We start from the raw sequence: 25458 nt of genomic DNA, 5'->3' as shown, positions 1-25458 counted from the left end.
ACGGCGGGCGGCGGGGCCGGCTCAGCGCTGGCCGTAGACGTTCTGGTAGCGGTCGTACAGCGAGTCGACGTGCTCCTGCGGGATCGGCAACGGCTCGCCGAGCTGACGCGAGACGTGCACGGCGCGGGCGACCTCCTCGCACAGCACCGCCGCTTTCACCGCCGCCTTCGCGTCGGACCCGATGGTGAACGGACCGTGGTTCTGCATGAGCACGGCCTTCGAGCGCGAGCCCTGCAGCGTCTCGACGATCCCCCGGCCGATCGAGTCGTCGCCGATGATCGCGAACGGGCCCACCGGGACCGGCCCGCCGAACTCGTCGGCCATCATCGTCAGCACGCACGGGATCTCCTCGCCCCGCGCGGCCCACGCCGTCGCATAGGTCGAGTGGGTGTGCACCACGCCGCCCACCTCGGGCATGTGCTGGTAGACGTACGCGTGCGCGGCGGTGTCCGACGACGGCGCCCGGTCGCCCTCGACCAGGTTGCCGTCGAGGTCGCACACGACCATGGCCTCCGGCGTGATGTCGTCGTAGGACAACCCGGACGGCTTGATGACGAGGAGGTCGTCCCCCTCGGGATTCGCGACGCGCTCCGAGACGTTGCCGGCGGTCCACACGACGAGCTCCCAGCGGGGCAGCTCGGCGTGGAGGGCGGCGACCTTCTCCTTGGCGGCGTCGACGGCGGTGCGCAGGTGCGCGGGTACCTCGGTGATGGGCATGGGGGTGGTTCTCCGTTCCTCGGTCGAGACGGCGCCTAGAGCGCTTCGGTGGCGGCGCGCTCGACCGCGAGGCCGGCGGAGTACCGCTCCAGGTACGTGGCGAACCCGGCCACGTCGGTGGCCTCGGGCTCGGCCACCTCGAGGGTGGCGTCGGCGAACACCTGCTCGCCGAGATAGTCGGCGAGGCTCGGCGCTCCGGCCCCGGCGTCCGCGGCTGCACGGGTGTACGCCGCCAGCACGGCGATGCCCCAGGCACCGCCCTCGCCCGCGGTCTGCCCGACGGCGACGGGGGCGTCGACCGCGGCGGCCAGCAGTCGTTGGGCCACGCCGGCGGTACGGAAGACCCCGCCGTGGGCGAACATCGTGTCGATCGCGACGCCCTCGCCGTGCAGCACGCGCATCCCGAGCGCGAGCGTGCCGAAGGCACCGTAGATCTGCGCACGCATGAAGTTCGCCAGCGTGAGCCGGCTGTCCGGTGTCCGCACGAAGAGCGGGCGGCCCTCGTCGAGACCGGTGATGGGCTCGCCGGCGAGGTAGTTGTACGCGAGCAGGCCCCCGCCGTCGGCCGCGCCGTCCAGCGCGGCCCGGAACAGCGCGCCGAAGACCTCGTCGGCGCTGCCGTCGTGCCCGAGCGCCGCGGCGAACTCGCCGAACATCCCCGCCCAGGCGTCGAGCTCGCTGGCACCGTTGTTGCAGTGCACCATGGCCACCAGGTCGCCGGCCGGCGTCGTGACGAGGTCCAGCTCGTGGTGCCTGCTGGTCAGCGGCTTCTCCAGGACGACCATCGCGAAGATCGAGGTCCCGGCGCTGATGTTCCCGGTGCGGGGCGCCACCGCGTTCGTGGCGACCATGCCCGTCCCGGCGTCCCCCTCGGGCGGGCACAGCAGCACGCCGGGCTCGAGGGTGCCGGTCGGGTCCAGGAGCGCTGCACCCTCGGCGGTCAGGTGGCCGGCGTCGGCGCCGGCGGGCAGGACCCGGGGCAGCAGGCCCTCGACCTGGAGACCAGGGCGCTTCGCGGCGACGAGGTGGCGGAACTGGCCGAGCATGCGCTCGTCGTAGTCGCGGGTGGCGGGGTCGACCGGGAACATGCCGGAGGCGTCTCCGACCCCGAGGACGTGCTGTCCCGTCAGAGCCCGGTGGACGTACCCGGCGAGGGTCGTGAAGGAGGCGACCTGTGGCACGTGCGGCTCGTCGTCGAGGATCGCCTGGTACAGGTGCGCGATCGACCACCGCAGGGGGATGTTGTAGCCGAACAGCTCCGACAGCTCTGCGGCGGCCGTCCCGGTGCTGGTGTTGCGCCAGGTGCGGAACGGCACGAGCAGCTCACCGGCGGCGTCGAAGGGCAGGTAGCCGTGCATCATCGCGGACACGCCGAGCGCGGCGTACGTCATGGGCCGGACGCCGTAGCGCTGCTCGACGTCGGCCACGAGCGCCGCGTAGGCGCCCTGCAGACCGGCGTGCACCGCGTCGAGCGAGTAGGTCCACACGCCGTCGACGAGCTCGTTCTCCCAGGTGGCCGAGCCGCCCGCGATCGGAGCGTGGTCGGGCCCGACGAGACAGGCCTTGATGTTGGTCGATCCGAGCTCGATGCCGAGCGTCGTGCGCCCGGCCGTGATGGCGTCCCGCACGGTCGCCTGATCCTGCAGCGTCATCGCCGTGTTCACTCCTTGGTCTGGGTCAAACATCATGTTAGCGCTCACATAATAAGAAATCCAACCGTCGGACCTGGGAGGAGGGGCGCCTCCGGTCGCTCAGCGCGGCGGCCCGGTCGACGACCGCACGACCAGCTCCGGCTCGATCCGCTCGGCCGCCACCGCCTCGCCGGCCAGCGAGGCGAGCACCATCGCGACGCACTGGGCGCCGAGGGCGGCGAACGGCTGCCGGACCGTGGTCAGCGGCGGCACGAAGTACGCCGCACCCGCCACGTCGTCGAACCCGACCACCGAGACGTCGTCGGGCACACCGAGGCCGCGTTCCCACAGGGCGCGCAGGATGCCCAGGGCAAGCTGGTCGTTGCCCGCGAGCACCGCGGTGGGACCCTCCCCCGCCACCACGGCCTCGGCCAGGTCCCGGCCCGCGCGGTAGCCGTCCTCCGCCGACCAGCTGCAGGTGCGCGGACGTGTCGGCTCGATGCCGTGCGCCTCCAGCGCCGCCCGCCAGCCGGCCGCACGCTCGCGCGCGTCGAACCAGTCCTGCGGTCCCGCGACGTGCAGCACGTCGGAGTGGCCCAGCGCGAGCAGGTGCTCGGTCGCCGCCCGGGCGCCGGCCCGCTGGTCGACGGCGACCGACATCGTCGCCGACGCCGGGTCGCCTGGGACCCCGGTGGTCGCGCCCGCCAACGCCGCCACGACCACGACCGGCACCGGGGCGCGGAAGGACTCGACGGCCGCGGCCACGTCGTCGTGCGGGGCGATGACGACGATGCCGTCCACGCCCTGGGCCATGAAGTGCTCGAGCGCCTCGTACATCGCGGCGGTGTCATAGGTGCGCAGCGTCGCGACCGAGACGAAGTAGCCCCGGTCTCGAGCAGCCTCCTCGACGGCGATCAAGGTGCTGGTCGGACCGAAGAGCGCCGACCCCGTGGTCACCACCCCGAGCGTCGCCGACCTCGACGTCGCGAGTGCGCGGGCCGCGCTGTTCCGCCGGTAGCCCAGCTCCTCGATCGCGGCCTGCACGCGGTCCCGGGTCTCGTCCCGCACGCTCGCATGCTGGTTGAGCACACGCGAGACCGTCTGGTGCGATACCCCGGCGACGGCCGCGACGTCCGCCATCGACGGACGCCCCGACCGACGCGAACCGCTCACGACTCGTCGGCGGGAGTACCGGTGGCGGCACCCTCAACCGGCTGCGCGTCGACCGCGTGCAGCACCCGTCGCAGATACGTCATCGTGAGCTGACCGGCCGCCTCGTCGTACTGCGCCTCGTAGCCGTGCTTGGTGTACAGCGCCAGGTTGTGCTTGGAGTCCTTGCCCGTGAACGCCCAGATCTCGGTGACGTGCTCGGGCAGGTAGTTGAGCAGGGCGAACATCAGCGTGGTCCCGAGCCCGCGGCCCTGCTGGTCGGGGGCGACCGCCAGCCGGCCCAGGGTCGCCTTGGCCCCCTCGACCTCGACGCGGATCGAGCCGACGAGCCGATGCCCCTCCCACGCGCCGATCGTCACGATGTCGTCCCGCGCCATGTCCTCCCGCAGCTCCGACAGCGTCTGCGTCAGCGGAGGGATGTTCGGGTCGTCGTACAGCTGCGCCTCCGAGACGAACGCCGCACGGCGCAACGTCAACAGCTCGCCCGCATGGTCGTCGGTGACCAGGGCGATCCGGGTGGACTTGTCGGGCGCCGACGCGCCGTCCGCGGCGCCGTCGGGGACGGCCGTCGTGTCGCTCATGACCCCATCGTGGCAGACGGTGGGCGACAATGGCGTGCGTGACCACGCAGCCGACACGACCTTCGACCATCGCGACGCCGCCCGGACGGCCCACCGAATGGGTGCTGACACTCTCCTGCCCGGACCGTCCCGGCATCGTGCACGCCGTGAGCGGGGTGCTTGCCGAGCACGACGGGAACATCACCGAGTCGCAGCAGTTCGGCAACCCCGGGTCAGGAACCTTCTTCATGCGGGTCCAGGTCGAGTCGCACGCCTCGCGCGACGAACTGGAGGCGGCGATGTCCGACGTCGCCGCGAACTTCGAGATGACCTGGTCCCTGGACGTCGTGGGGCGCCCCGTGCGCACGCTCGTGATGGTCTCCCGAGCGGCCCACTGCCTCGTCGACCTGCTGTACCGCGAGCGTGACCAGGGGATGCCGATCGAGGTGGTCGGCGTGGTCGGCAACCACCGCGACCTGGAGGACATCGCCGAGTTCTACGGCAAACCGTTCCACCACGTCCCCGTCAACCGGGACACCAAGGCCGCCGCGGAGGACCGGCTGCGGCAGCTGGTCACGGAGCTCGACGTCGAGCTCGTCGTCCTGGCGCGCTACATGCAGATCCTCTCGGACGACCTGTGCCGCGACCTGTCCGGGCAGGTCATCAACATCCACCACTCGTTCCTGCCGTCCTTCAAGGGCGCCCGCCCCTACGCGCAGGCGCACGAGCGAGGAGTGAAGCTGATCGGCGCCACCTCGCACTACGTCACGGGCGACCTCGACGAAGGACCGATCATCGAGCAGGACGTCGAGCGCGTCGACCACTCCCGGGCCGTCACCGACCTCGTCGCCCTCGGCGAGGACGTCGAGCGACGCACCCTCGCCCGCGCCGTGCGCTGGCACGCCGAGCACCGGGTGCTGCTCGACGGCCACCGTACCGTCGTCTTCCACTGAGCCCGGCGCCACCACCGCACCCGGTCAGGCGACGGACACCTCGACGAGCATGCGCCACGGGTCGTCGAAGCGAAGGGTCTGCCCGTCGTCACGGACGTCGACCCCCGCGTGCCGCAAGCGGTCGCGCAGGGCGTCGACCTCGTCCCGGCTCGGCACGGAGAGAGCCACCTGACCGAGCCCGAGGCTCGCGGCACGAGGGCCCGCGCCGGCACTGTTCCAGGTGTTCATGGCCAGGTGGTGGTGGTACCCGCCGGCGGCGACGAACAGGGCGCCCTGCACGGAGGCCGTGACCTCGAAGCCGAGCGTGTCCACGGAGAACTGCTGCGCCGTCGGGATGTCGCCCACCTGCAGGTGGACGTGCCCGACCTGCGCGCCCTGCTCGGCCGTGCCGCCCAGGGCGCTCTCCGTGAGGTGGCGGTCCAGGAACGCCTGCGGGTCGAACCAGTCCGACCCGGTATAGTTGTTTCGTCAACCATGGAGGGAGCGGCGCCGATGAGCACCACGGACTCGCCACGCTGGCTCGATCCCGAGCAGATGCGCTCATGGCTCCGGCTGCAGGCCGTCATCGGCCTGCTTCCCGGGCTGCTCGACCAGCAGCTCCGCCGCGACGCAGGACTCACCCACTTCGAGTACCTCACCCTGGCGATGCTCTCCGAGGCACCCGGTCGCGAGCTGCGCATGAGCGCCCTCGCCCAGCGCACCAACGCCACGCTCCCCCGCCTCTCTCACGTGGTCAGACGCCTGGAGGAACGCGGCCTCGTCGCTCGCTCCACCGCACCGGACGACAAGCGCGCGACGGTCGCCCGGCTCACGGCGGCGGGCTGGGAGAAGGTCGTCGCCAGTGCCCCCGGGCACGCCCGCACCGTGCTCGAGACCGTCTACGACGACCTCGACGCGACAGAGGTCGGCACCCTGAACACCGTGCTCGACAAGATGCTCGCCCACATCGACCCGCACGACACCTTCGGTATCGGCCCGGCGACCGGCCCTCGCGCAGCACGACGGCCGTAGGGGCCGGCACCACGGCTCCTGCCGAGTGCCGGTCCCTACGGCCGTCGTCTCCGAGGCTGTCAGCCGGCGGCGATCTCGTCGTCCGAGTAGTACCCGCTTTCCACGAGCACCTCGTCGATGTCACCGCGGTAGACGGTCGACACGTCGAGCAGGAACGTCGGGACGGCCTTGACCCCGTTGTCGTACGTGTCGGTGTCGTTGACCTCGGGCTCACCGCCCTCGAGGTAGGCGAGCGCCGCCACCACGGCCTGCTCTGCCAGGGCACGGGTGTCCTTGAACACCGTGGCGTACTGCATCTTCTCGCGGATGAGCTTGACGGAGGCGACCTCCGCGTCCTGGCCCGTCACCACAGGCATCCCCTCCGGGATCGTCGGACCCTCGCCGTCGAGAGCCAGCGCGGTGATGATTCCCCGCGAGATCCCGTCGTAGGGCGAGAGGACGCCGTCGAGCTCGGTGTCGTCCGCGTAGTACTGCGCGACCAGGCTGGCCATCCGGTCCTGCGCCAGGTCCTTGGACCAGCGCCAGGTCTCGGCCTGGACGATGTCGGTCTGCCCCGACGGCACCTCGACGACGCCGTCGTCGAGGTACGGCTGGAGCGTGTCGATCGCGCCCTCCCAGAAGATGTGCGCGTTGTTGTCGTCCAGCGAGCCCGCGAAGAGCTCCACGTTGTACGGGCCCTCGTCACCGGTCGGCTCGCCGCCGGCGTTGACGACCCCGAGACCACGCAGGAGGGACGTGGCCTGGGCGACACCGACCTTGTAGTTGTCGAACGTGACGTAGTGGTCGACGCCGTCGGTCTCGAGGAGCAACCGGTCGTAGGCGATGACCGGGATGTTCCGGGCCGCGGCGACCTCCAGCTGGTCCGCTAGCCCCGCGCCGTCCACCGCCGCGATGATCAGCAGCTCTGCCCCTCCATCGATCATCTGCTGCACCTGTTCGGCCTGCTTGAAGCCGGCCGTGTCGTCGCCCGCGTAGCGCAGGTCGACGTCGTAGCCGGCCTCCTCCAGCCCGGCCGCGAGGGTCCTGCCGTCCGAGATCCAGCGCTCGGACGACTCGGTCGGCATGGCCACACCGATCACGCCGTCCCTGCTGGACTCGCCGTCGTCGGCCCCGCAACCCGACAGGACCAGCGCTGCGGCGGCCCCCACGACGGCTGCACCTGCCGCCAGTCGTCGATTCATCGCGTTCCTCCGTTTCAGTCCGCCGCACCACGGGCGGACACTGGTTCTCGAAAGCTTGTCGGAAGGCCCGACCTGATCCCGGCGAGCACTCAGGCCGCCCCCGTGATCGCGGCCAGGATCGACTCGTGGCTGGCCGAGGCCGCGAACGACCCGTTGTTGCGCCCGTGCCGCATCACCTCGATGCGGTCGGCGACAGCCCGGACGTCGTTGAGATTGTGGCTGATGAGGATCACGCCGAGGCCCAGCTCCCGCAGCCGCTCGATGTGCGTGAGCACCTCGCCGGTCTGCGCCACCGACAGGGCTGCCGTCGGCTCGTCGAGAACGACGATCCGCGGCTCGCCGATCAGGGTGCGCGCGATGGCGACCGCCTGCCGCTGGCCTGCGGAGAGGTTGCGCAGCGGAGTGCGCACCGACGGGATCCGGACCGTGAGGCGCTCGAGCAGGCGCCGCGTCTCGACCTCCATGGAGCCGTCGTCGAGCATGCCGAGCCGGTTGCGGACCTCCTGGCCGAGGAACACGTTGGCCGTGACGTCGAGGTTCTCGCAGACGGCGAGGTCCTGGAACACGCTGGCGATGCCGAGCTCGTTGGCGGCCGCCGGCGAGGAGATCGTCACCGGATTCCCCGCGAGCTCCACCTGTCCCGCGTCCGGCGAGAGCACGCCCGCCACGATCTTGGCGAGCGTCGACTTGCCCGCACCGTTGTCCCCGACGAGGGCGACGACCTCGTGGGCATGGACCTCGAGGTCGATGCCCACCAGCGCCTCGACGGCACCGAAGCTCTTGCTGACCTCTCGCAGGGCGAGCAGGGGCGAGCGCCGGCGCGTGCCGTCCGTCGGCAGCGTCATCGTCCCGCTCCCTCGTCGTCGGTGCTGTCGGGCCGCTCGAACAGGTCGGTGCTCGCCAGGGCGAGCGCGATCGCACCCATGAGCTCGGCACGCAACCCTAGCGCGGCCGGCACCACGTCGGGACCACCGGCCTGGCTCAGCAGCGTCCGACGCCGCAGGGCCTCGCGCAGCGGACCCAGGAACACCTCGCCGGTCTCGGCCAGGTCACCGCCCACCACCACCCGCTGCGGCCCGAGCCCTGTCGCCAGTGCGGCGACGACGCCTCCGACGGTCGCGCCGGCGTCCGCCACGATCTCCCGGCACCCTGGGTCCTCCTGGTTGGCCAGCCGCACGACGTCGCGCAGCGTGAGGTTCCCGTAGCTGGGCAGCAAGGGCTCGAGCAGGGCCGGGCACCCGACCACCGTCTCGAGGCAGCCTCGGCTGCCGCACGCGCAGATCCGCCCGGCCGGATCCACCTGCACGTGGCCGATCTCTCCCGCCGTGCCGTCCGCGCCCCGATGGACGCGACCGTTCAGGACCAGGCCCGCACCGACGCCCTGGGAGACGTTGACGTACAGCAGGTCCCTCAGCTCGCGTCCGGCGCCGAGCGTCGACTCGGCGAGCGCCCCCAGGTTGGCGTCGTTGTCCACGAAGACGGGGCGCGCGAGCCGCTTCTCCAGCACCTGCGAGATCTGGACCGAGTCCCAGCCGCGCAGCACGCCGCGCACGCTGACCATCCCGGTCGCCGGGTCGACCGGCGCGGGCACCCCGAGCCCGATGCCGAGCAGCTCGTCCAGGTCCGCGCCGACCCGCTCCACCAGATCGACGATCAGCAGGGCCACCCGGTCGAGGCTGGTGTCCGACCGGTGGTCGGCCGGGAGCGGGAGGACCTGCTCGGCCAGCACCTCGTGCGAGACGTCGGCGAGCGCGACCCGCAGGTGCCGGTACCCGACGACCACGCCGGCCACGAGCCCGACCCGGTGCGCGAGCGTGACCAGCTGGGCCCGGCGCCCGGACCGGACCGTGCTGCGGACCTCGGCGATCTCGGCGGCGACGAGCTCCTTGACGATCGCCGAGACCGTCGCGGCGGACAGCCCGGCGGCACCGGCGAGCTCGACCTGGGTCAGGCCGCCGTGCTTCTTCACCGCGTCCACGACGCGGGCGCGGTTGGCCTCGCGCAGCGACGACTGGGATCCCGCCATCGGGTGCCGTCCCTTCACGAGCCGGAGTGTAGAAGACGACGGCGGCGGGCAGGCGGTCGAACCGCCCACCCGCCGCCGTCGGGTGGATCAGCGCGCGGCAGCAGCCCGGCGCTTGTTCCAGATGTCGAACGCCACGGCGAGCAGGAGCACGAGGCCCTTGACCACCTGCTGGATCGACTGCGGCACGCCCATGAGCTGCATGCCGTTGGACATGACGGCCATGATCAGACCACCGATCATGGCACCGCCCACGCGGCCCACGCCGCCGGTGGTCGAGGCGCCGCCGATGAAGCAGGCGGCGATCGCGTCGAGCTCGAACATGTTGCCGGCTGCGGGCTGCGCAGCGTTCATGCGCGAGGAGTACACGACACCCGCCACCGACGCGAGGAAGCCCATGTTGACGAAGATCCAGAAGTTGATCCGCCGGACCTTCACGCCGCTCAGCTCAGCCGCGTGCCGGTTGCCACCGACGGCGTAGATGTGCCGACCGAACACGGACTTCTGCGTCACCAGCGTGTAGACGATGATGAGCACGGCCAGGATGATCAGCACCAGCGGCAGGCCACGGCTCTGTGCGAGCTGGTAGCCGAACCACATGACGACCGCGCCGACGAGGACGATCTTCAGGGCGAACATCGGGATCGACTCGACGGACTGCCGGTAGGCGATCTTGCCCTGGCGAGAACGCCACTGGCTCACGGCATAGCCGACCACGGCGATCGCGAAGATGAGCACGGTGAAGACGTCGAAGCCCTCGCCGCCGAGCAGACCGTTGGAGAACCCGTTGGCGACCTGGTAATAGGTGCCGCCGAACGGCGAGAGCGAGACGTTGTCGAGCACCAGGTAGGTCATGCCGCGGAAGAGCAGCATGCCCGCGAGAGAGACGATGAAGCCCGGGATACCGACGTAGGCGACCCAGAAGCCCTGCCACATCCCGACGAGCAGACCGACCACGAGGGCCGCGATCACGCCCATGTACCACGGCATACCCATCCTGATGACCACCACGGCGGAGACCGCGCCTGTCAGGGCGACCACCGACCCGACGGACAGGTCGATGTGCCCGGCCACGATGATCATGAGCATGCCGATGGCCAGGATCAGGATGTACGAGTACTGCAGGATGATGTTCGTCAGGTTTCCTGGGCTCAGGAAGTTCGGGTTGAGCACGGAGAACAGGATGACGATCAACGCGAACGCGAAGAAGATCCCGCTCTCGCGCAGGTGCCGGGTCACGAGGTCCCGGGCTCCGGCGATGACGTTCATGAGTTCGTTTCCTTCGTGGGCAGGGGCTGGTCGCGCTCGAGCGTCATGAGCTCCATGAGGCGCTCCTGGGTGGCCTCCGCGACGGGGACCTCACCGGTGATGCGGCCGAAGGCGAGGGTGTAGACGCGGTCGGAGATGCCCATCAGCTCGGGCAGCTCGGAGGAGATGACGATGACCGCCTTCCCCGCCGCGACCATCTTGTTGATGATCGTGTAGATCTCGTACTTCGCACCGACGTCGATACCGCGCGTCGGTTCGTCGAGGATCAGCACGTCCGGGTCGGTGTACAGCCACTTGGACAGCACGACCTTCTGCTGGTTCCCGCCGGAGAGCTTGCCGACGTTCGCCAGGACGTTGGGCGTCTTGATGTTGAGGGAGGCGCGGTACTCCTCGGCGACCTTCAGCTCCTCGTTGCCGTTGATCCAGCCGCCGGGCGAGAGCTTGCCGAGTCCCGCCGACGAGACGTTGTGACGGATGTCGGCGAGGAGGTTCAGACCGTACTGCTTGCGGTCCTCGGTCGCGTAGGCGAGGTGGTGGCCGATCGCCTCCGCGACGTCCCGCACCTGGATCTGCTTGCCGTTCTTGAAGATCCTGCCGCGGATGTTCCGTCCGTAGGACCGCCCGAAGATGCTCATCGCGAGCTCCGTGCGGCCGGCGCCCATGAGCCCGGCGATCCCGACGACCTCTCCGGCGCGGACGTGGAACGACGCGCCGGTGATGATGTTGCGGCCGGCCTGCGTGGGGTGATCCACGTGCCAGTCCTCGACCCGCAGCACCTCGTCGCCGATGTCCGGCGTCCGGTCGGGGTAGCGGTTCTCGAGGTCGCGCCCCACCATGCCGCGAATGATCCGGTCCTGCGTCGAGGACGGGTCGGCCATGTCGATCGTCTCGATCGTCTGGCCGTCGCGGATGATCGTGGTGCGGTCGGCGATGTCGGCGATCTCGTTGAGCTTGTGCGAGATGATGATGCAGGTGATGCCCTCATCGCGCAGGTTGCGGAGCAGGCCCAGCAGGTGCGCGGAGTCGGTGTCGTTGAGCGCTGCGGTGGGCTCGTCGAGGATGAGCAGCTTGACCTTCTTCGACAGCGCCTTGGCGATCTCGATGAGCTGCTGCTTGCCGACACCGAGTTGCGCGACGGGCGTCGTGGGGTTCTCGTGCAGCCCCACTCGCGCGAGCAGCTCGGCGGCACGGTGGTTCGCGCTGTCCCAGTCGATCATCCCGAACCGGTTGCGAGTCTCGTTGCCGAGGAAGATGTTCTCGGCCACCGAGAGGTAGGGCACCAGGGCGAGCTCCTGGTGGATGATGACGATGCCGCGGTCCTCGGAGTCGTTGATCGACCCGAAGTCCATCGTCTCGTCCTCGAAGACGATGTCGCCGGTGTAGGTGCCGTGCGGGTAGACGCCCGACAGCACCTTCATGAGCGTCGACTTGCCCGCTCCGTTCTCGCCGCAGATCGCGTGGATCTCGCGTTCGGTGACCTCGAGGTCGACCCCGGCCAGCGCCTTGACGCCCGGGAACTCCTTCGTGATGGAGCGCATCTCCAGGATGGTGCTCATGTGCGCCCTCGTCCCTCCTTCTGGGGTGTGTCCGCCACCGGCGACCCGGTGGCGGAGCCCTGGCCGGGCCCGTCGCCGTCGCTCGGGGGAGGCGACGGCGACGGGCCCGGAGATCAGGTGCGAGTCACTCAGCCTGTCCGGCGTCGATCTCGTCCTGCGTCCAGTAGCCGCTGTCGACCAGCAGCTCGGTGATGTTGTCCGCGTACACGGTGTCGACCTCGAGCAGGTACGACGGCACGATCTTCACGCCGTTGTCGTACGTCTCGGTCTCGTTCGCCTCGGGCTCCTCGCCCGCGAGGTAGGCCTCGGCGGCGATGACGGCCTGGTCGGCGAGCTTGCGCGTGTCCTTGAAGATCGTGGACTGCTGCACGCCGTCCTGGATCAGCTTGACCGACGCGATCTCGGCGTCCTGACCGGTGACGACGGGGAGGCCGTCCTCGATCGTCTCGCCCCCCATGCCGGCGCCCTGGAGTGCCGTGATGATGCCGCGGGACAGGCCGTCGTACGGCGAGAGCACGCCGTGCAGCTCCTCACCACCGGAGTAGGTGGAGGTGAGCAGGTCCTCCATGCGCTTCTGCGCGGTCTCCTGCTGCCAGCGCAGGGTAGCCGCCTGGGAGATGTCCGTCTGTTCCGAGGGGACCACGAGCGAACCGTCGTCCAGGAACGGCTGGAGCGTCTCCATCGCGCCCTTCCAGAAGAAGTGCGCGTTGTTGTCGTCCAGCGAGCCGGCGAAGAGCTCGACGTTGAACGGGCCCTCCTCACCGGTGGGCTCGCCGGCCTCGTCGGTCAGACCGAGACCGTAGAGCAGGGCGGTCGCCTGGGCGACGCCGACCTTCTCGTTGTCGAACGAGACGTAGAAGTCCACGTTCTCGCTGTCGCGGATCAGGCGGTCATACGAGATGACCGGGATGCCCGCGGCGGCGGCGGCGTCGAGCTGGCTCGTCAGCGCCGTGCCGTCGATCGCGGCGATGATGAGCGCGTCCACGCCACCGGTGATCATCGCGTCGATCTGCTGGGTCTGGATCGGGATGTCGTCGCCCGCGAACTGCAGGTCCACCTCGTAGCCGGCCGCCTCGAGACCGCTCTGGACGGCGTCGCCGTCGGCGATCCACCGCTCGGAGGTCTCGGTGGGCATCGCCACACCGATGGTGCCGCCCTCGGTGGTCTCGCCTGCGTCGGTGTCGCCGTTGCTGCTGCCAGCGCCGCCGCCGGCGCACGCAGTCAGGGTGAGCGCCAGCGCCGCACCCGCGGCGACCACGCCCGTCTTCTTGCTGAGTCGCATCCTCGCGCTCCTTCTCGTCGTCGAGGGTCCGCCGGCAGCGACTTTCACCGCCGGTGCCCCGCGTCGGGGCCGGACCGCAGCCTTCCGGGAAGAAGGCCGGGGACAACATTGCTGGCTTCGAGTCTCGAAGTCAACGGGTCAGGATCACGATCTGATCACGACATTTTGCGGATCAGGACTGGACATTTACCGCAAAGGGGCCGTTGCTTGCGTTCGTGGCGCGAACGCAAGCAACGGCCCCTCGACAGAGGGCGGTCCTCAGACCTGCGGCTCCACCAGGACGGCAACCGTCCGCGCCGGCACGGTCACCGTCCCGGAGCCCACCTCCCAGCGGGTCTCCCGGACGACGGCGTCACCCCCGTCACGCTGGACCGGGGACAGCACGTAGTCGCGGCCTTCCAGACCCTCCAGCGTGACGGTCGCCGGCTCCGGCGACGCGTTGAACACCGTCAGCAGCCCGTCCAGCGCCGGGTCGACGTCGGTGCCGCCCACCGTGTCGTCGACCGACATCACGATCACACCCGGCGCGGCGTCCGGTCCGGACGCCGGGAACGAGACCTTCTGATGGATCAGCTCCGCCGAGCCCAGGCGGAACAGGTCGGTGGACGATCGCAGCTCGAGCAGCTCCCGCGCCCGTTCGGAGGCCTCGGAGATGTGCTCCGGCGCCGGCTTGAGTGCCCGGTCGGCCAGCAGCGGCGCCATGAGCGGCCACTTCTCGGAGTTGTCGGCGGCCATCGGCAGGCCACGGGCGAACCCGTTGTCCTGTCCCGTCCAGTCGATGGCGTTGAACCAGTCGCCCGAGTCGTAGGAGTTGCGGTCCAGCGACTTCGAGCGCAGCAGGTCCGTGCCCGCGTGCCAGAACGACGGGGTCTGGGCGAGCGCCGCCGCCGACAGCGACACGGTGTTCATCCGCACCCGGTCGTCCATCGACGTCACCTGCGGGAGCTTGAGCGCCAGCAGGTCGAAGAGCGTCTCGTTGTCGTGGGCGTCCACGTACGTGACGACCTCCTCCGGGGAATCGGCGTACCCGGCCGGCGAACCCCGGTAGTCGAGGTCCTCGCCCCGCGTGGGCTCGCCGTCGGAGGCGACGAACGTGAACTCGCGCAGGTTGCCGGCCAGGCCCAGACGCACGAGGTCCGTCTGGTGGGCGAGGTCGGCCTCCTCGTCCGCCCCGCCGTCGTTCACGGTGCCGGGTTCGCCCGTGCGCGCCTCACGACCGTTCGGGTCCGTGAACAGCCCCGTGCCGAAGCCCTGGGTGAAGGTCGAGGCGCCGTCCACCGGCGAACCGCCGTGCACGGCGTCCCGCAGCCGGTCGGAGAACGTCCCGATGCCCGTGCCGCCCAGGTTGCCCTGGGTGGCCTGCTCGAAGAGGGCGCCGTCGGCGACCTCGCCGAAGTTCCAGCCCTCGCCGTACAGGTACACCGCCGACCCGTCCACGCCATCCTCGGCCACCGTGAGGTCGTCGAGGGCCTCGCGCACCGCGAGCATGTTCGCCCGGGAGTGGTGACCCATGAGGTCGAAGCGGAAGCCGTCGACCTTGTAGTCCCGGGCCCAGGTGACCACCGAGTCCACCATGAGCTTCTCGGCCAGGGCGTGCTCGGTGGCGACGTTCTGGCAGCAGGTGCTGGTCTCCACCGCCCCCGTGGTCGGGTTCTGCCGGTGGTAGTAGCCCGGTACCACGCGGTCGAGCACGCTCTTCGCGTCCTGGCCGCTGGCCGCCGTGTGGTTGAACACCTGGTCCAGCACCACCTGCAGTCCGGCGTCGTGGAGCGAGCCCACCATCGTGCGGAACTCCGCGACCCGGGCGCCGCCGTCGGCGTCCACCGCGTACGAGCCCTCCGGCGTCGTGAAGTGGTAGGGGTCGTAGCCCCAGTTGAAGCCGTCGGTCGCCTGCACGGCCGCCACCGCGGCCTGCTGCTCGGTGGAGTCCGGGGCGAACCCGGACAGGTCACCGGTGGTCTCCTGGTCGGCGCGCGCCTCGGGGATGGTGGCGATGTCGAACGTCGGCAGCAGGTGCACCGTGGTCAGGCCGGCCTCGGCCAGCCCGCGCAGGTGGGACATGCCGTCCGACCCCTTCTCCGCGAAGGCCAGATAGGTGCCTCGCACCTCCTGAGGGACGGTGTCGTCCGCGATCGAGAAGTCCCGCACGTGCAGCTCGTAGATCGTCTGGTCCACGGGACGCTCGACGACGGGCCGGGGGGTGGTGCGCCAGACCTTCGGCTGCCACCTCTTGTCGTCGAGCCCCACGACGACGGAGTGCGTGGAGTCGAGCGTCAGCCCCACGGAGTACGGGTCCGTCACCTCGTTGACCTGCACGCGGCCCGTTCCGGGGACGTACACCTCGACGGCGTACCGGTACCGGGCGCCGACCCACGGGTACTTCTTGTCGGTCTGCTTGCCGTCGATCGTCCAGGCACCGTCCGCCTGCCGTGCGGTGTCGAACCGGTCCGGGTCGGCCTCCAGGTCGCGATCCTCGGGCCACACCAGCAGGTCGACGTCCTGGGCCGTCGGGGCCCAGAGCGCGAAGGACGCCCACTTGCGGTGGGGATGGACGACGGCGCCGAACGTACGATCGCCCGCCGCCTCGGCGTACAGGTCGTCGAGCACGCCCGGGACCTGCACCCCCGTCGCCGCGGTGACGACGTCACCGTCCGTGCGCACCACCAGGAGCTGGCCGGTGAGCAGCCTCTCTACGGTCTCGCGGTCCAGCGGTGCGTCGTCCGACGTCGGCACGAACGGGGCGTGGCCCGCCAGCGCCGGGAAGTCGTCGGCCACATCGTCCGGCACGCCGTCGGCGGGCGTCAGCTCCACGGCGAGGGCGCCGTCGGGCAGGTCGCCGCCGTCCGGACCCGTGATCTCGCCGTCCGACACCTGCAGGCCGCCCGCCGGGGAGGTCCACAGCGTCCAGGTGTCCCCCGTGCCGAGGTTCTCCGGGGCCAGCACCAGCGCCTCGCGCACCCAGTGCGCGGCCTGCTGCCCGATCCCGTCGAGCGGCGGGTTCGCCACGTCGATCGTCAGCTCGTGGGTGGCGAGGTCGTAGGAGAACTCCACCGTCTTGCCGTCTCCGACGCTGAAGGAGTAGTTCGCCCCGTCACGGGTGCCGCCGACGCCGTAGTTCTCCGCCCAGCTCAGGCCGTGGGCCACCTTCGTCTCGTACGCGCCGCCGTCGAGGGCGTCGGTCGACCAGGTGTACACCCCGTCGCCGTCCGGGTCCTTGAGCCAGGTGGCGAGGCAGTCCGGCGCCCAGGCGTTCGGGCAGCCGACCTGGTCCTGGTAGGAGCCGGGCAGCGTGACGATCGGCCCCTGGGCCGTGGAGGAGAAGTCCCGGCTCACCGGGTCCCAGTAGAAGGTGACCTTCCCGCCGTCGTGCGTGTACGTCGCGTTAGGACCGCCCTGTACACCCCCGACGCCGTAGTTCACGTCCCACGAGCCGTTGAGCGCGATCTTGTACTCGTAGTCGCCGGCGGGCAGGTCGAAGGTGCCCGCCCAGACGCCGTCGGGGCGCACGCTGAGCCGGGCACCCTCGCAGTCGGGCGTCCAGTCGCCGGCGCAGCCCATCTCGCTGTTGTGGCTGCCGGGCACCGTGACCATGTCGATCTCGGGGTCCGGGCCGGTCTCGCCGACCTCGCCGGAGACGTCGACCCCGACGGACGCGAACGTCGAGGCGGCGGCGCGGTCACCGTCGGCGTCGACGGTCACCGCCCGGTACTCGACCAGCATGCCCTCGGCGAGCCCGCCCACGTCATGGAAGAGCCGCGGCGTGGTGTCCTCCGCCGTGCCGAGCGGCTGCCAGTCGGTGGTGCCGACCTCCCGCCAGGCGAAGCTCGTCTCGGCCCAGGCGTCGTCGATCGCGGCACGCACCGGGGCGGTGCCCTCGAGCGCGGCTCCCGGCGCGGGGACCTCGACGACGATGCTGCCGTCGGTCTCGGCACCAACGGTCCGATCGGCGACCAGGACGACGGCGGAGGTCGCGTCCACGGTCACCGTCACCTCGCCCGAGGCGTCGGCCACGACCGGTGCGCCGTCGTCGTCCCCGTGCAGGACGCTGTACGTCGCGTCCGGCGTGAGCGTCGTGAAGGTCGCCTCGCGGGTGGCCGGCGCGTTGTTGACCGCGACGAGGTGCTCGACCTTCTCGTCCCGGTCGACGCGGCTGAAGGCATAGATCCCGGCACCGTCGGCGACGTGCCGTTCGATCTGCGCCCCGGTGGCCAGCGCCGGGTGCTCCTCTCGCAGCGCCGCGAGCGCGGCGATGTGCGTGTACAGCGGCGCGTCGGTGTCGTACCGGTCCACGCTGCCCGCAGTCTCCCCGGTCACGAGGGGCTGGTCGGCGTAGGAGTCCACCTGGGTGGCGAAGAGCGTCTGGCGGGCGTCCTTGTCCCCACCGGTGCCGGCGAACCCCTGCTCGTCGCCGTAATAGACGACGGGCTGGCCGCGGGTGAGGTACATCAGCTCGTGGGCGAGCTCGGTGCGGGCGAGCGGGTCGTCGGTGCTCGCAAGCATGTACCCGACGCGCCCCATGTCGTGGTTGCCGAGGAACGTCGGCAGCGCGGCGGCCGAGGTCTCGGGCGTCGTGTAGCGGTCGTCGCTCGCGAAGAGGTTCGCCAGGCCCTTCGCGCTGTTGCCGCTCGCGAAGCTGGTGGCGGACGCCTGGAACGCGAAGTCGAGCACCGAGCTCATCTCGGTGTCCCGCACGTACGGGGAGAGCAGGCGCGCGTCGGCGTCGTAGACCTCGCCGAACATGAAGAAGTCGTCCTTGCCCTGTGCGTGGGCGTAGTCCATGACCTCCGCCGACCAGACCTCCCAGAACTCCGGGTTGACGTGCTTGACGGTGTCGATCCGGAAGCCGTCGATCCCGAGGTCGATCCAGTCGGTGTAGACGTCCACGAACCCGTCCACCACCGTGGGGTGCTCGGTCATGAGGTCGTCGAGCCCGACGAAGTCGCCGAAGGTCACCGACTCCCCGGTCCAGGTCGAGTCACCGCGGTTGTGGTACAGCGTGGGGTCGTTGAGCCAGGCCGGCACCTTGAGGTCGGTGTCCTCGGGCGCGATGACGGGCGTGTACGGGAACGAGGTGGCGGCGTCGAGCTCCGGGAAGTCGTCGGTGCCCGCGTAGTCGGCCGGGTCGAAGGGCTCACCGGCCGCGTCGGTGTAGGGCGACGTCGCCTGGTCGATGTAGGAGTACTCGCCCTCGGCGTAGTCGATGACGTCGGCCGTGTGGTTGGTGATGATGTCGAAGTAGACCTTGATGCCGCGGGCGTGCGCGTCCTCGATCAGCGCCTCGAGCTCGGCGTTGGTCCCCAGGTGCGGGTCGATCTGCGTGAAGTCGGTGATCCAGTACCCGTGGTAACCGGCGCTGACGTCGTCACCGGTGCCCTGCACGGGACGGTTCATGAACGACGGTGTGAGCCAGATCGCCGTCGTGCCCAGCCCTTCGACGTAGTCGAGGTGCTCGCGCAGGCCGGCGAGGTCGCCGCCGTGGTAGAAGCCCTTGTCCGTCGGGTCGAACCCGTGGTCGAGGGCGTCGCCGTCGATGCCGCCGGTGTCGTTGTCCGGGTCACCGTTGGCGAACCGGTCGGTCATGACGAAGTAGAACCGCTCGTCCGAGCCGGCCTGCCGCACGGGCGGCAGGACGATCGTGGCGTCCGCGGCGTCGTCGTACTCCCCCGCCAGGTCGAGCGGGGTGAGCGCGACGCGGTGGGTGGCGTCGTCGTAGGTCACCCGCAGCCGTGCGTCACCGCCGAGGACCAGCGGGGCGTTCGCGTCGGTGCCGTCGCGTCCGTAGGCCTCGTCCCACGCCCCGTCGAGGGCGACCTTGTACTCGTAGGACCCCGCAGGGAGGTCGAGCTCGGCAGCGAACCTTCCATCGCCGACCGAGGTCAGGACGGTGGCGTCGCACGCCGGGTCCCAGTCCTCGTCGCAGCCCAGCTCGGTCTGCAGGTCGCCGACGAACGTCACGATGCGCTCCTCGTCGGCGGCCGCCGTCGTGGCTCCGGAGGCCAGGGCCAGGGTGGGCACCGCGACCGCGAGCGCCGCCAGCGACGCGACGCCGCGGCGTCTCAAGGGTGGGCGGGAGGCACGGACCATGGAAGACTCCTTCGTCGACCGGGCGCGCGGATCGCGACCTGACGGCGACTGTACCGTTGCTGCAAGTTTGCAGCAACGGAAAGTTGCAGCCGACCGTCAGTCTCCGGACCGACGGATCAGCCCGCCAGGTGCGACCAGCGGGGTGCGAGCTCCTCCCACGGCCCGACGGCCGCCACCCGGCCCTCGGTGAGCACGACGACGCGATCGGCCCGCGCCAGCGCCGCCCGCTTGGAGGTCGCGCCGATCACCGTGGCCCCCCGCTCGCGCAACGAGGTCCACAGCTCGATCTCGGTGGCGGCGTCCAACGCGCTCGACACGTCGTCCGCGAGCAGCACCTCCGCCTCCGTGGCCAGCGCCCGCGCAAGGGCCAGACGCTGCACCTGACCGCCGGACAGCCGCACGCCCCGGTGTCCCACCAGTGCGTCGGGCCCCCCGGCGTCCGCCACGTCACTGCTCATCCGGGCCGCCTCGAGCGGCCCGGCGACGTCCCGCTCGTGGTCCAGCTGGACGTTCTCGGCGAACGTCCCGGACAGCACCCTCGGCACCTGGGCGACGTGCGCCACGCGACCCGGCCGCAGGAACACCTCCGGGTCGGTCACCGCGGCCCCGTTCCAGACGATGCTCCCCCGGTGCGCCATGAGGCCCGCCAGCGCGGACAGCAGACTGGACTTGCCGGCACCCACCTGGCCGAGCAGCAGCACCAGCTCGCCGCGCTGCACCCGCAGCTCGACACCGGTCACCCCGATCGTGCCGTCGTCGTGCACGGCCTCCATCCCGCGCAGCTCGAGGCGCTCGAACCGGTCGTCGCCGGTGGGTGCCGTGGCCGCGACGGGCGGGGGCGCGTACCCGGACACCAGGTCGACGCCCGCGGGCACCCGGGTGAGGTCCGTGCCCCCGGCGAACGAGCCGGTCGCCCGCTGCCACGCCCGCGTGCCGGGCGCCTCCGTGATGACGGCACCCGCCACCAGCCCGAAGTAGGAGAACCCGCTCACCGCAGCCGTGACCAGCAGCGTCGTCGCGAGGTCCCACGCGCCCGCCAGCAGAGCGGCCCAGGCGACGACCACGCCCGCCTGCACCATCACGGTAGGGATGCCGTCCAGCACGGCCTGCACCCGGTGCTCGCGCACCGCCGCACCGACCCGCCCGGCGTCCACCCGCCGCAGGTGGGCGTGCACCTGCGGCGTGCGCGCAGCGAGCTTGACCGTCCGCGCCGCGTCCAGCGCCGAGACGAGCGCCCGCCCGAACTCGGCCCGCGCCGTCGACGCCCTGGTGGCGGTGCGCCCTGCGACGGGCCGCCCGGCCAGCGCGCACGCTGCCGTGACGACCATGACGGCGAGCAGCACCGCGCCGGCGAGCAGGGAACCGCTGATCGCCCAGGTGACCACCACCACGGCCAGGCCGTTGAGCAGGTCCACCCACCGGTCGACGTACAGCACGAACCGGTCGGCGTCGAGAGCGCGAGCCACAGCCTCCCCCGGCGGAGTGCGACGCAGCCGGCGCTGACGGGTCTGCCCGGCGAGCACCGCAACACGCACCCGCAGGAGCAGCTCGATCCACCACCGCGGGTAGATCCGTACGGCGACCGCCAGGCAGACCGGGACGCTGAGCAGCACCACCACGAGCACCACGGTCAGCACGACGGGCGTGGTCCCGGCCGCGAGGTCCTCGACGGCGCGCCCCCACAGGAACCCCGTGATAGCCCCCTGGGCGGCGACCAGGCTCGTCGCGAGGAAGAGCAACGAGCCGAGCAGCCCCCAGGCCGGCTTCACGAACAACGCCCGCAGCACGCTCCGGGCGAGGCTCGGCCCGTGCCCAGGATCGCGCAGCTCCGGCGGGCTGCCGACCCGGCGACGGGTTCCCACCGCCTCGTCGGCGTCGGTGGCCGACGCTTCCTCGGTGGCCGACGGCGATCCGTCCAGCTCGCCGTCGTGCCCCTCGCTCGCCGAGAGCAGGTCCCGGAACGGCCCGTCGAGGTGGGCCAGCTCGGCGCGCGGACCCTGCTGGACCACACGGCCGTGGTCCAGCACCACCACGCGGTGCGCCCGTTCGACGGTGCCCAGACGGTGCGCGACCACCACGCCGGTGCGACCACCGAGCAACCGGTCGGACGCCGCCACGACGCGCGCCTCGGTCAGGGGGTCCATCCGCGCCGTCGCCTCGTCCAGCACGACGACCTGGACGTCGCGCACCAGGAGCCGGGCGAACGCGACGAGCTGCTCCTCCCCGGCGGACAGCGACGTCCCACCCGGCCCGAGCAGCGTGTCCAGCCCGTCAGGCAGGCCCGCGACCCACTCGGTGAGCCGCAGCTCGGCGACGGCCGCCTCGATGTCGGTCCGGGCCACGTCCGCGAACAGCGCGATGTTCTGCGCGAGGGTGCCGGCGAGGATCTCCGTGCGCTGGGTCACGACGCCGACGCCGGCCCGCAGCGCCTGCAGGTCCACCTCGCGCACGTCGACACCACCGAGGAAGACGGAGCCCGGTTCCGGCTCCACCGCCCGGGAGAGCAGCGAGGCCAGCGTCGACTTGCCCGACCCGGTCCGCCCGACGAGCGCCACCGTCTGACCGGCCGGGACCTGGACCGACACGCCCTGCAGCGCGAAGGTGCCCTCGGTGTAGGCGAAGTGCAGGTCGCGCAGCTCGAGGTCCAACGGACGGTCCGGGAGCCGCGCGCCGCCGACGGGTTCGGGCGGTGCGTCGAGCATCTGACGGATGCGCATCGCGGCCCCGATGCCCTCCTGCAGGTCGGGCAGGTGCCGGGTGAGCTGGTCTACCTGTCCCACGAACAACGAGGTGACCAGGAAGAGGGTCACGAGACGGTCCACCGACATCTGGTCCGCCGCGGCCAGCGCCACGCCGGCGACGGCCACACCGGCGAGCAGCGCGTGCAGGAGGATGCCCGCGCGCCGCGTCATGCGGGTCTCCGCCCGCACCACGGCGAGGAGTGCGCGGTGCACGCCCGCGGACATCTCCGCGAGCCGCCGCAGCGCGAAGGGCTGCCCGCCCGCGGTGCGCAGGTCGTCCCGGGCGGCGACACCCTCCTCGAACACGGCCGCGGCGTCGGTCCAGGCCCGCTCCTCGACGACCTTGCGGCGGGCGATCTCGCCGAGCAGTCGGCGCACCGTCCAGACCGTGCCGAGACCGAGCAGCGGGAAGAGCAGCCACGCCGGCCACCACGTGACGCCGGCGACGACCCAGACGGGCACGACACCGACGACCGTGCGACCCATCCCCCACAGCTGGCGCCGCACGAGCGACCCCACGGCGTGGGTGTCGTCGTCCACCCGGTCGAGGACCTCCCCGACGGCCTGCTCGGTGAGCGTGCCGAGCGGCTGGTGCAGGGCGGCGCTGAGCAGGTCCCCGCGCAACCGCCCCTCGGCGCGGTCCACGACGCCGGACCACGCGACCCGGCCCGCGGCGTCGAGCAGAGCGCCGCCCACCAGGTACAGGGCCAGGAGCATCACACCCGCGCGGGTCGGGTTTTCGGCCAGGCCCCCGGCGACGACCGTCCCGAGCGCCGCGCCGACCGTGCCGATCGTGAGCGCAGCCAGTGCCACCACGGCCACCGGGCTGCGCAACCGCCGCCAGTCGAGACGCCGCGAGGGGTCGTCGGACGCCGGAGGGGCGAGGACCGAGGGAGGAGGGGTGCGGGGTGGGGCGTCGATCACCCGTCGAGGCTACGACGCTCCCCCGACACTCCCCCAGGGTATTTACCGGGCATCGCCATTCACGTCGTGGGCGTGCCAGACCTCAGTGGCGGGCGCGACGGAACGGGCTCAGGGCCAGCCCGACCGCCGTGACGGCGAACCCGGCGGCCGCCACCCACAAGGCGCCCCGATAGCCGCCGGCGAGCGGCACCACCACGGTGCCGCCGAGCAGCGCACCCACCAGAAGCGCCGCCCGGTTCGTCGAGCGGAGCACGGAGTTCGTCCGGCTCTGCAACCGGTCGGGTGTCACGGCCTGCCGGTACCCCATCTCGTTGGCGTTCTCCGTGCCCATCGCCAGCCCGTTGAGCGCCTGGCCGGCGACGAGCACGCTCAACGCCGCCCAGGCGACTCCGTCCCAGGCGGTGGCCCCGGCGGCCGGGGTGAGTGCGACGGTCCCCCACGCCACCGCCGTCAGCCCCCGTGCCGCGGCCACCGTCGGCCCCGCACCCCACGTGCGCCCGACCGGGACGGCGAGCAGCGCACCGACCAGCCCCGCCATGCCCGCGGAGGCGAACACCAGACTCAGCTGGAACGCGTTCAGGCCGAGCTCGTTGAGGGCGAGCAGTGGCAGCACCGTCACGGCGATGCCCTGGCAGAGGAACCACACGTGCGTGCTGAGCGCCAGCGGTCGCAGCATCCGGTGCCCGTAGGCCCAGCGCAGGCCGTCCGCGGCGTCGGCAACGAACGGGCGCCACCGCAACCTGTCCCGGGGCGGCGGTGGCTCGGCCACCCGCACCTGCCACACGAGGGCGGCCGAGACGAGATAGCCGACGGCGCTCACCAGCACGGCGGCGGGTGCGGAGAACGCCCGCGCGAGCGCGCCACCTACCGGCTGGCCGAGCAGCCCCGCGACCGTGGCGGACTGGTCCAGCCGCGCGTTGGCCTCCACCAGCCGATGGCGTGCCACCAGTCGCGGCACCATCGACTGCGAAGCGGCGTCGTTGCCGAGCGTCACCGTCCCGAAGGCGACCAGCACCGCGCCCAGTGTCCACAGCGACAGGGCATCGGCCCACCAGAGCACAGGCACCGACACGAGCAGCACGCCGCGCACGAGATCGGTCACAACGAGGACCGGCCGACGACGACGACGCTCGACGAGCGCGCCGATCACGAGGCCCAGCACCACGTACGGCACCCAGCGGGCGGCGCTGATGTACGACCACTCGGCATCGCTCGCGCCCAACGAGTCGAGCGCGAGGACGGGCAGCGCGACGGCGAGCGCCGCGCCACCCGTCTCGGACACCGTCTCGGCGAACCAGAACCGGCGGAACCACCGGTCCCGCAGGACACCCCAACGGCTCAGATCAACCCCAGCCCGCGCACCGCGTCCCGCTCCGCCGTCAACTCCGCGACGCTGGCGTCGATGCGCTCACGGGAGAAGGCGTCGATCTCCAGCCCCTCGACCACCTGCCAGTCGCCGCCCGACGACGTCACGGGGAACGAGCAGACCAGGCCCTCGGGCACGCCGTACTCACCCCTCGAGACGACTCCGGCGCTCGTCCAGTCTCCCTCCGGCGTGCCGAGCACCCAGTCGCGGGTGTGGTCGATGGCGGCGTTCGCCGCCGACGCCGCCGAGGAGGCCCCGCGGGCGTCGATGATCGCGGCGCCACGCTTCGCCACCGTCGGGATGAAGTCGTCGGTCAGCCAGGCGACGTCCGCCGTCAGGGTGCCGCCAGGGCTGCCACCGACGTCCGCGTGGAACAGGTCGGGGTACTGCGTCGCCGAGTGGTTGCCCCAGATCGTGAGCCGCCGGATGTCCGCGACCGGCACTCCCGACCGTGCCGAGACCTGCGACAGCGCGCGGTTGTGGTCCAGCCGCGTCATCGCGGTGAACCGCTCGGCAGGCACGTCGGGCGCGTGCGCCGCGGCGATGAGGGCGTTGGTGTTCGCCGGGTTGCCGACCACGAGGACGCGGACGTCGTCCGCCGCGCCGGCGTTGATCGCAGCGCCCTGCGGGCCGAAGATGCCTCCGTTGGCCTCCAGCAGGTCGGCGCGCTCCATGCCCGGTCCACGAGGACGCGCACCGACCAGCAGCGCGATGTTCGTCCCGGCGAAGCCCGCCGTCGGGTCGTCGTGGATGTCGATGCCGGCCAGCAGGGGGAAGGCGCAGTCGTCGAGCTCCATCGCCGTGCCCTCGGCGGCCCGCACGGCCTGCGGGATCTCCAGGAGCCGGAGCCGCACGGGGACGTCCGGCCCGAGCATCGCACCCGACGCGATCCGGAAGAGCAGCGCGTACCCGATCTGACCGGCGGCACCGGTCACTGTCACGTTCACAGGTGTCGTCATGGCCCTACTCTGGCGCACCGGGCCCGCGCCG

General features: G+C 71.5%; 17 protein-coding genes. 2 read left to right on the top strand and 15 right to left on the bottom strand.

Annotated elements, in window-relative coordinates; genetic code table 11:
- Positions 1–21: 21 nt before the first annotated feature.
- The 4 genes from PZC42_RS04430 to PZC42_RS04415 form a co-directional block, all read right to left on the bottom strand.
- Complete coding sequence (locus PZC42_RS04430) at positions 22–717, bottom strand: L-ribulose-5-phosphate 4-epimerase (protein WP_277208785.1); 696 nt, start codon at positions 715–717, stop codon at positions 22–24.
- 35 nt (positions 718–752) lie between these two features.
- Entirely contained in the window at positions 753–2369 is a 1617-nt protein-coding gene (locus tag PZC42_RS04425; RefSeq protein ID WP_277208784.1) for a xylulokinase, read from the bottom strand.
- Between the two features lie 99 nt (positions 2370–2468).
- Complete coding sequence (locus PZC42_RS04420; RefSeq protein WP_308199824.1) at positions 2469–3521, bottom strand: LacI family DNA-binding transcriptional regulator; 1053 nt, start codon at positions 3519–3521, stop codon at positions 2469–2471.
- Positions 3518–4099, bottom strand: coding sequence for a GNAT family N-acetyltransferase (locus PZC42_RS04415; RefSeq protein ID WP_277208783.1), 582 nt, complete (start codon positions 4097–4099; stop codon positions 3518–3520). The genes PZC42_RS04420 and PZC42_RS04415 overlap by 4 nt, the downstream gene beginning before the upstream one ends.
- Positions 4100–4128: 29 nt before the next feature.
- Between PZC42_RS04415 and purU the strand changes: the two genes are divergently transcribed.
- A complete protein-coding gene (gene purU, locus PZC42_RS04410) occupies positions 4129–5031 on the top strand; it encodes a formyltetrahydrofolate deformylase (protein WP_438802903.1) in 903 nt (300 codons plus the stop codon).
- Between the two features lie 24 nt (positions 5032–5055).
- Here the strand turns inward: purU and PZC42_RS04405 are convergent, their stop codons facing one another.
- Positions 5056–5427: a VOC family protein gene (locus tag PZC42_RS04405; RefSeq protein WP_306573898.1), complete on the bottom strand. Its 372-nt coding sequence runs from the start codon at positions 5425–5427 to the stop codon at positions 5056–5058.
- 96 nt (positions 5428–5523) lie between these two features.
- Here PZC42_RS04405 and PZC42_RS04400 point away from each other — a divergent pair, with 96 nt between their 5' ends.
- Positions 5524–6042: a MarR family winged helix-turn-helix transcriptional regulator gene (locus PZC42_RS04400; RefSeq protein ID WP_277208781.1), complete on the top strand. Its 519-nt coding sequence runs from the start codon at positions 5524–5526 to the stop codon at positions 6040–6042.
- A gap of 59 nt (positions 6043–6101) precedes the next feature.
- Here PZC42_RS04400 and PZC42_RS04395 read toward each other — a convergent pair whose 3' ends face one another.
- The 10 genes from PZC42_RS04395 to PZC42_RS04350 form a co-directional block, all read right to left on the bottom strand.
- A complete protein-coding gene (locus PZC42_RS04395) occupies positions 6102–7223 on the bottom strand; it encodes a substrate-binding domain-containing protein (protein WP_277208780.1) in 1122 nt (373 codons plus the stop codon).
- Between the two features lie 89 nt (positions 7224–7312).
- The gene (locus PZC42_RS04390) at positions 7313–8068 is read right to left on the bottom strand and encodes an ATP-binding cassette domain-containing protein (RefSeq protein WP_277208779.1); all 756 of its coding nucleotides are present in this window, start codon (positions 8066–8068) and stop codon (positions 7313–7315) included.
- A complete protein-coding gene (locus tag PZC42_RS04385) occupies positions 8065–9267 on the bottom strand; it encodes an ROK family protein (RefSeq protein WP_438802902.1) in 1203 nt (400 codons plus the stop codon). Before PZC42_RS04385 ends, PZC42_RS04390 begins: the two co-directional genes overlap by 4 nt.
- A 69-nt stretch (positions 9268–9336) precedes the next feature.
- Positions 9337–10515 (bottom strand): multiple monosaccharide ABC transporter permease, encoded by a 1179-nt coding sequence (mmsB, locus tag PZC42_RS04380; protein ID WP_277208777.1) that lies wholly within the window; start codon positions 10513–10515, stop codon positions 9337–9339.
- Entirely contained in the window at positions 10512–12071 is a 1560-nt protein-coding gene (gene mmsA, locus PZC42_RS04375) for a multiple monosaccharide ABC transporter ATP-binding protein (RefSeq protein WP_277208775.1), read from the bottom strand. Before mmsA ends, mmsB begins: the two co-directional genes overlap by 4 nt.
- A 124-nt stretch (positions 12072–12195) precedes the next feature.
- Positions 12196–13353 (bottom strand): multiple monosaccharide ABC transporter substrate-binding protein, encoded by a 1158-nt coding sequence (chvE, locus tag PZC42_RS04370; RefSeq protein WP_277208773.1) that lies wholly within the window; start codon positions 13351–13353, stop codon positions 12196–12198.
- Between the two features lie 258 nt (positions 13354–13611).
- Positions 13612–19437: a pullulanase-type alpha-1,6-glucosidase gene (gene pulA, locus PZC42_RS04365; RefSeq protein ID WP_277208772.1), complete on the bottom strand. Its 5826-nt coding sequence runs from the start codon at positions 19435–19437 to the stop codon at positions 13612–13614.
- A gap of 116 nt (positions 19438–19553) precedes the next feature.
- Entirely contained in the window at positions 19554–23102 is a 3549-nt protein-coding gene (locus PZC42_RS04360; protein ID WP_277208770.1) for an ATP-binding cassette domain-containing protein, read from the bottom strand.
- An 82-nt stretch (positions 23103–23184) separates the two neighbouring features.
- Positions 23185–24444, bottom strand: a complete 1260-nt coding sequence (locus PZC42_RS04355; RefSeq protein ID WP_277209284.1) for an MFS transporter — start codon at positions 24442–24444, stop codon at positions 23185–23187.
- Complete coding sequence (locus tag PZC42_RS04350) at positions 24441–25427, bottom strand: malate dehydrogenase (RefSeq protein WP_277208768.1); 987 nt, start codon at positions 25425–25427, stop codon at positions 24441–24443. Before PZC42_RS04350 ends, PZC42_RS04355 begins: the two co-directional genes overlap by 4 nt.
- Between the last annotated feature and the right edge of the window lie 31 nt (positions 25428–25458).

This window comes from Isoptericola croceus, from assembly GCF_029382255.1.
In the GTDB taxonomy this organism is placed as follows: domain Bacteria; phylum Actinomycetota; class Actinomycetes; order Actinomycetales; family Cellulomonadaceae; genus Isoptericola; species Isoptericola croceus.
This window is presented reverse-complemented; position numbering and strand designations above follow the sequence as displayed.